Below are 6,879 nucleotides of genomic sequence, written 5' to 3' on the forward strand. Positions count from 1 at the left end.
CCGGCGGCGGCGACGTTCGCCTGCGCCCGTTCGGCCTTGCTGGGCTCGAGTTCGGTCCCGATCAGGCGGCCGCGCCCATGTCGCGCAACGCCGCAGCCATGTAGATGGCGGAAATCCCCATCGAAGAACCGAACTCGACGATGCGCTTGGCCTTGCAGCTACGGGCGCACATGTAGAGAAACCGCCCGAATTCCGGGGAGACATTCAGGAAATTCCCGGCGAGACCGTGATAGAGTCCCGCCAAATCTTTGGTCTCAGCTTCGATGAACTGGCTGATCGCTTCGCCGTTGGTCGCCTCGCTCATATAAGCCTGCAGCGGCGCGTCGGCGGCCTCCGCTTGCTGATGAAGACGTTGGAGAACCTCCGCGACCGGGCCGCTGCTGAGTGAATCCATGTTCCGGGCTCCTTGGAATGCGCCCGCCGGCGTGCCAGGGTGTCTGCGTCAGAGCCAGGATAGGAAATCGCCCGTTTGACCGCATTCCGCAAACGGGACAAAGTATTGCGATTTCTGGTCAGCATCTGGATTTGTCCGAAGCCGGACAGAGATCATGCGGCAATCCGGCGGTCCGCCAGATACCGGGCGGGCGGCTTGCCCAGGGCCTTGCGGAACATGGTGACGAAGGCGCTCGCGCCCTCATAGCCGAGATCGAGCGCCACGGTCTGGACTGACGCCCCTTCGGCGAGACGCTGCAGCGCAATGAGGATGTGGAGCTGCCGGCGCCAGCGGCCGAAGCTCATGCCGGTCTCGCGTTTCAGGGCGCGGGTCAAGGTCCGCGGGGCGACGGCCATGCGCCGGCCCCAGTCGTCGATCGTCGCGCGGTCGGAAGGATCGGCCATCATCGAGGCGGCGATCCTACGCAGCTTGGCATCGACCGGCATCGGAAAGTTCAGCTTCTCGACGGGCGCCAGCGACAGTTGGTCGAGCAGCACAGTGGCGATCCGGCCGTCGGCGCCATCGACATCGTACAGGACCGGCATCTGGGCAACGTGCAGCAGCAAACGCTCCAGCAACGGCGAGATCGACAGCGTGCAGCATCGCCTGGGCAGCGCCGGCGCCGCATCCGGTTCGACGAACAGGCAATATACCTCGACATTTCCGGCGAGGGACACGCTGTGGGGAAGATTGCCGGGAATCCACACCGCACAGCGCGGCGGCACGATCCAGACACCTTGGTCGGCTTCGCACCTAACGACGCCCCGCAAGGTCAGGACAAGCTGGGCCTTCCGATGCTCGTGCATGGCGAGCTCCATGCCCTTCGTGACCATGTAGCCGCCGAAAACGGCGACGGCGCGTGGCACGTCCTCCGGAGAGAAACCGACGCCATCCGCGGAGTCGAGGTCGTTTTCCTCGTGACGATAGAACGGCATGACGGGTGACGATCGATCCGAATGCGATTGACCAGATCAGACAATATCAGTCCGCGATTGCGACTTTCAACACGGAGGCCCTAGGAGACCGGCAGCGGCGCGTCGCGCTTGACCTCTTCCATCACGGCGTAAGTGCGCGTCTCCTTCACGCCGGGGAGCGCGAGCAGGCTCTCGCCGAGGAAGCGGCGATAGGCGGTCATGTCGGCGACGCGCGCCTTGACCAGATAATCGAAGCCGCCGGCCACCATGTGGCACTCCAGGACTTCCGGCGCGGCCCGCACGGCGTGGGCGAACTTTTCGAAGACATCAGGCGTGGTCTTGTCGAGCATCACCTCGACGAACACGAGCAGCCCGAGGCCGAGCCGGTGCGGATTGAGGCGGGCACCGAACCCCTCGACAAATCCCTCGCGCTGCAGCCGTTTCAGCCGCTCGCCGACCGAGGTCGGGGACAGGCCAATGCGCTCTGCCAGCTCGACATTGGCGATTCGGCCGTCGTCCTGCAGAATTTCGAGGATTTTGCGGTCTATTTTATCAAGTTCCGGCATATATCAGCCATAGCGCCTATATTTCCTGATTTTCTAAGCCATATGTACGAATTTGTCTATCGAAATACGGTTCGGATGGAAGTAACGTCTTGGTGGGTCTGAGGAAAACGCCATGCCGGTCGAATACGCTTCTCTTCCACCTTTCAGCGCGGCCTATGCGCCGGACGATGTCGCGATCGCGGCGCGGCTGCTGTTGGATGCGCGGCTTGGCGCGGAGCAGGAAGCACGGATCGACGCCACCGCGACGCGGCTGATCGAGGCGATCCGCACCAATGACGATCCGCTGGGCGGCATCGAGGACATGCTGCGCGAATTCGCGCTCTCAACGAAGGAGGGCCTGGCGCTGATGGTGCTGGCGGAAGCCCTGCTGCGCGTGCCCGATGCGCGCACCGCCGACCTGTTCATCGAGGACAAGCTGGCTCAGGGCGATTTCGTCCGTCACGAGACCAAATCGAGCGCGTTCCTGGTCAATGCCTCGGCCTGGGCGCTCGGCATGTCCGCGCGCGTGATCCAGCCCGGCGAGACCCCGCAGGGCACGATCGGACGACTGACAAAACGGCTCGGCGCGCCGGCGGTGCGCGCCGCCACGCGTCAGGCGATGCGGCTGATGGGCAGCCACTTCGTGCTCGGCGAGACCATCGAGGCAGCGCTGTCGCGGGCGAATTCGCAGTCGGCTGAGAGGCCGCGCTATTCCTTCGACATGCTCGGCGAAGGTGCGCGCACCGCCGAGGATGCCGAGCGCTATTTCAATTCCTATGCGCGTGCGATCGAGGCGATCGGGCGCACGGCGGACAACCGTCCCCTGCCCGACCGGCCCGGCATTTCCGTCAAGCTCTCCGCGCTGCATCCGCGCTTCGAGGCGGTGAGCCACGGTCGCGTGATGCGCGAGCTGGTGCCGCGGCTGATCGAACTCGCGCGGCAGGCCAAGGCCTTCAACCTGAACTTCACCGTCGATGCCGAGGAAGCCGACCGGCTGGAATTGTCGCTCGACGTGATCGCCGCGGCGTTTGCCGACGATGCGCTTGCCGGCTGGGACGGCTTCGGCCTCGCGATCCAGGCCTATCAAAAGCGCGCCGGTGAGGTGATCGACTATGTCGACCAGCTCGCGCGAAGCGCGAACCGCCGGATGATGGTGCGGCTGGTCAAGGGCGCCTATTGGGACACCGAGATCAAGCGCGCGCAGGAGCGCGGGCTCGACGACTATCCGGTGTTCGGCCGCAAGGCGATGACCGATTTGAACTACATCGCCTGCGCAAAGAAGCTGTTGGCGTTGCGGCCGCGTCTGTTTCCGCAATTCGCGACCCACAACGCGCTCACCGTCGCGACCATCTTGGAACTCGCCGGCGACGGCAGCAGCTTCGAATTCCAGCGCCTGCATGGCATGGGCGAAGCGCTTTATGCGCAGCTTGCCATGGACCGTCCCGACATCGCCTTCCGCACCTATGCGCCGGTCGGCAGCCATCGCGACCTGCTCGCCTATCTGGTGCGGCGCTTGCTCGAGAACGGCGCCAATTCGTCCTTCGTCGCGCTCGCGGCCGATGAGGCGGTGCCCGTAAAGACATTGCTGCGCCGGCCGGCCGACATCATCGGCACGGCAGAGCATGCGCGGCATCCGAACATCCCGCTGCCGCAGGATCTCTATCGGCCGGAGCGGCAGAATTCGCGCGGCATCGAGTTCGGCGAACGCGCCGCACTGAATCGCCTGTTATCGGCGATCGGCACCGAAACAGTGCCGGCTGGACGTATCGTCGAATCGACTGCGGAAAAAGCGAATGCCGCGGTCCCAGCGGCGCGCGGCGGATTTGCCCGCTGGAGCCGGACGCCGGCCGAGACGCGCGCGAAAATCCTCGAACGCGCCGCGGAGCTCCTGCAGCAACGCGCCGCGCATTTCATCGCGCTGCTGCAGCGCGAAGGCGGCAAGACGCTGGATGACGCGCTCTCCGAGGTGCGGGAGGCTACCGATTTCTGCCGCTACTACGCCGCGCAGGGTCGCAAGCTGTTCGGCGACGGCGAGGCGATGCCGGGACCGACCGGTGAGAGCAACGTGCTCGTCTTGCGCGGCCGCGGCGTCTTCGTCGCGATCTCGCCGTGGAATTTTCCATTGGCGATCTTCCTAGGGCAGGTGACGGCCGCATTAATTGCGGGCAATTCGGTGGTGGCAAAGCCGGCCGAGCAGACGCCGTTGATCGCGTCTGAGGCGGTAGCGCTACTGCACGAGGCGGGCGTGCCTGCTTCTGCCCTGCAGCTCGTGCAGGGCGACGGCCGGATCGGCGCGGCACTGGTGGCGCATCCGGACATCGCGGGCGTCGTCTTCACCGGCTCGACCGAAGTCGCGCGTTCGATCAACCGCACGCTGGCCGCCAAGGATGGCCCGATCGTGCCGCTGATCGCGGAGACCGGCGGCATCAATGCGATGATCGTCGATGCCACCGCGCTCCCCGAGCAGGTTGCCGACGACGTCGTGACCTCGGCGTTCCGCTCCGCCGGACAGCGCTGTTCGGCGCTGCGGCTGCTGTTCGTCCAGGACGACGTCGCCGACCGCACGATCGAGATGATCGCCGGCGCCGCGCGCGAATTGAAACTCGGCGATCCCACCGATCCCTCAACCCACGTCGGACCGGTGATCGATGCGGAAGCAAAACAGCGGCTCGATGCGCACATCGCACGGATGAAGCGGGAGGCGCGCGTGCATTTCGCCGGCACTGCGCCGGAGGGCAATTTCGTCGCGCCGCACATCTTCGAACTGGCGAGCGCAAGCCAGCTCACCGAGGAGGTGTTCGGCCCGATCCTGCACGTGGTGCGCTACCGCGCGGAAAATCTTGGTGACGTGCTGCGCGCGATCGAGGCGACGGGCTACGGACTGACGCTCGGCATCCACTCGCGCATCGACGACGCCGTCGAGGATATCGTCGAGCGCCTTTCGGTCGGTAACATCTACGTCAACCGCAACATGATCGGCGCCGTCGTCGGCGTGCAGCCGTTCGGCGGTTGCGGCCTCTCCGGCACCGGTCCCAAGGCCGGCGGCCCGCATTATTTGGCGCGGTTTGCGACCGAGCAGACAATGACCGTCAACACGGCCGCCGCCGGTGGCAATGCGGCGCTGCTCGCGGGCGGGGACTAGTCAGTTTCGTAGTGTGGGCAAAGCGCAGCGTGCCGACCAAAGGTGGGCACGCTAACGCTTTGCCCACCCTACGGCACCGCGGTCGTCGCGAACCCGTTGCATCCCCCACCCTACATGGGTCAAATGTCGCTTCCTCGGGATCATCGGCAGCGGTAATTCCGCCTCACGAACAACAGCAACAAACGTCACGGGAGCGACGGCACGATGGAAAAAGGTATCTTTGAAGGCTTGAAGGTTCTGGACTGCGCGAGCTTCATTGCGGCGCCGGCGGCCGCGACCGTGCTGTCCGACTTCGGGGCCGATGTGATCAAGATCGAGCCACCCGGGGCCGGCGATCCCTACCGCAACCTGCCGAACCTGCCCGGCTATCCCCATACCGAGCACAATTTCGCCTGGCTCCTGGAGGCGCGCAACAAGAAGAGCCTGGCGCTCGACCTCACCAAGCCGGAGGCGCAGGCGGTGCTGTACAAGCTCGTCGCCGAGGCCGACGTCTTCATCACCAACATGCCGCCGCAGGTGCGCGCCAAGCTCGGCATCACCCATGACCACCTCGCCCACCTCAACGACCGCCTGATCTACGCCTCCTTCACCGGCTATGGCGAAAAGGGCGAGGAAGCCAACAAGCCGGGCTTCGACAGCGACGCCTATTGGGCTCGCTCCGGCCTGATGGACCTGGTGCGCGCCGATGAGGACACCACGCCGGCGCGCTCCGTCGCCGGCATGGGCGACCACCCCTGCGCGATGGCGTTCTACGGCGCGATCGTCACCGCGCTGTTCAAGCGCGAGCGCACCGGCAAGGGCTCGCATGTCTCGACCAACCTGATGGCGAATGGCGTCTGGGCCAACAGCGTGCTGGCACAGGCAAAGCTTTGCGGCGCGAAATTCTCCAAGCGCAAGCCGCGCGAAGAGGCGCTGAACGCGGTGACCAACCACTACAAGTGCAAGGACGGCCGCTGGATCATCCTGTCGCTGCTCAACGAGGAGCGGCAATGGCCGACGCTGGCGCGCTGCCTCGGCCGCGAGGACCTCGTCACCGACGAGCGTTTCGCCACCAAGGCCGGCCGCCATGCGCGCTCGGTGGAACTGATCAAGATCCTCGACGAAATCTTCGTAACCAGAGACCTCGCCGAGTGGCGCAAGATCCTCGACGGCAATGGCCTCGTGTTCGGCGTGGTCGGCATCCTCGACGACATCCCTGATGACAAGCAGATGATCGAGAACGAGGTGCTGGTGCGGTTCGAGAACGACACCATGCTGACCGTCAACAGCCCGATCTTCATCGACGGAGAGAAAAAGGTGCAGCCGCGCAAGCCGCCGGAAGTCGGCGAGCACTCCGACGAGATCCTGCGGCAGGCGGGCTATGACGAGGCCGCGATCAGCAAGCTGCGCGCAAGCGGCGCGGTGGCGTGATCGCCGACCCTTCCTTCTCCCCTTGTGGGAGAAAGTGCGTCCTGATTAAACCTTGTCTTATCCGTCTCTTAGCCGACTTGCCCGACTCCGGAGTCGGCATTTTGAGTCTGGTTTTTGCGGGTTTACTCTAAGTGTCCTGTCCCGCAAATAACTGGCATTAATTCTGCATCGTTCTCGCGATCTTTTGGGATGGAGATGGCGATGACGATAGGCAGACCGAAGGCTGATCTGGTGTTGTCCGATCAAGAGCGTTCGCAGCTTCAAACGTTTGCACGTAGCCGCTCGCTGCCCGCGGCGCTTAGCAGTCGAGCGCGCATTATACTGAGTAGTGCAGATGGCGAGCCCAACAATGCGATCGCGCAACGAATGCAACTCACCAATGCTACCGTCGGGAAGTGGCGGTCGCGTTTCATTGAGCGGCGCCTGGCTGGCCTC

6 protein-coding genes are annotated in these 6,879 nt (G+C 64.6%); 3 read left to right on the top strand and 3 right to left on the bottom strand.

Translation table 11 applies throughout. The features are described 5' to 3' along the window. Positions 1-61: 61 nt before the first annotated feature. The 3 genes from CWO89_RS38630 to CWO89_RS38640 form a co-directional block, all read right to left on the bottom strand. Positions 62-394 (bottom strand): O-methyltransferase, encoded by a 333-nt coding sequence (locus CWO89_RS38630; protein WP_245476773.1) that lies wholly within the window; start codon positions 392-394, stop codon positions 62-64. A 152-nt stretch (positions 395-546) separates the two neighbouring features. Next, positions 547-1,368 (bottom strand): AraC family transcriptional regulator, encoded by an 822-nt coding sequence (locus tag CWO89_RS38635; protein WP_130583582.1) that lies wholly within the window; start codon positions 1,366-1,368, stop codon positions 547-549. 80 nt (positions 1,369-1,448) lie between these two features. Further along, complete coding sequence (locus CWO89_RS38640; RefSeq protein ID WP_130583583.1) at positions 1,449-1,913, bottom strand: Lrp/AsnC ligand binding domain-containing protein; 465 nt, start codon at positions 1,911-1,913, stop codon at positions 1,449-1,451. 112 nt (positions 1,914-2,025) lie between these two features. On the opposite strand from CWO89_RS38640, the gene putA reads away from it, so the two are divergent. From putA to CWO89_RS38655, 3 genes are all read left to right on the top strand, one after another. Then, the gene (gene putA, locus CWO89_RS38645; protein ID WP_130583584.1) at positions 2,026-5,034 is read left to right on the top strand and encodes a bifunctional proline dehydrogenase/L-glutamate gamma-semialdehyde dehydrogenase PutA; all 3,009 of its coding nucleotides are present in this window, start codon (positions 2,026-2,028) and stop codon (positions 5,032-5,034) included. 204 nt (positions 5,035-5,238) lie between these two features. Further along, positions 5,239-6,444: a CaiB/BaiF CoA transferase family protein gene (locus tag CWO89_RS38650; protein ID WP_130583585.1), complete on the top strand. Its 1,206-nt coding sequence runs from the start codon at positions 5,239-5,241 to the stop codon at positions 6,442-6,444. A gap of 201 nt (positions 6,445-6,645) precedes the next feature. Next, a partial coding sequence (locus CWO89_RS38655) for a helix-turn-helix domain-containing protein (protein WP_130583586.1) occupies positions 6,646-6,879 on the top strand: 234 nt, incomplete at its 3' end.

This window comes from Bradyrhizobium sp. Leo170 (assembly GCF_004296405.1).
In the GTDB taxonomy this organism is placed as follows: domain Bacteria; phylum Pseudomonadota; class Alphaproteobacteria; order Rhizobiales; family Xanthobacteraceae; genus Bradyrhizobium.